The organism is Peribacillus sp. P4_C12 (assembly GCF_056402095.1).
In genome coordinates, this window is the sequence record NZ_JBFUIB010001048.1 from 1 (window position 1) to 777 (window position 777).

1 protein-coding gene is annotated in these 777 nt (G+C 34.6%); it reads right to left on the reverse strand.

What is annotated here, in order from left to right; all coding sequences use genetic code 11:
• Positions 1–150: 150 nt before the first annotated feature.
• Positions 151–777, reverse strand: a 627-nt coding sequence (locus AC1DUW_RS31170) for a catalase (RefSeq protein WP_477644494.1), incomplete at its 5' end; no start/stop codon positions are given.

The following is a 777-nucleotide window of genomic DNA, read 5'->3' on the forward strand; positions in this document are numbered from 1 at the left end:
CCTTCAAAAAATTAGAATATGGTGGGCTTATTTTGTATGGCCTTTCACGAATATATTTTCATACAAAAAAAGAGCTGCCAAAGCAACTCTCTTATTGAAGTAAAGCACCAGTTAGTTCATTGGCCTTAGTAAATTTTAATTTTTATATCTTTATTGTTTTTTTAGTTGTATCTCAATTCTTTTTGCCAAGTCAGATGATACCTTATTTAAATACTCCATAACTTTCTTTCTAATATCATCGGATATGACTATCAAGTCGCTGGCTAAATTTTCTACAAGATGTTCTTTTTCTATAGGAGTTAACTTCATATAGAATTCACCAGCCTGCACAAAATCATCATGCTTTGTTATAGAAGTTCTTTCTAGTTTACCTTCAACATATCTTCCATCACCACTTGTAATTTGGTTAGCCGTTGTCCAGTCTTGCTGTTGATTGACTGGTACTTTACGAAATTCAGGCCCAATTCTTCTTCTTTGAGAATCATTATAAACATTGGCTCGGCCCTGCAGTATTTTATCATCAGATAATTCTGCACCGTCAAGTAAATTTGAAGGGGAGAAGGCGACTTTTTCTACTTGTTCCATATAATTATCAGGATTTTTACTTAATACCATTTTCCCTACTGGTATAAGAGGATATTCTTTCTTATCCCATACTTTTGTATCGTCTAAAGGATCATAAGAAAGATGGGCTTCATCTGCAGGATCCATGAGCTGAACGTATAAGCCATATTCCACTGGTTTACCACCCGCAATAGCATCGAATAGATCTTTACC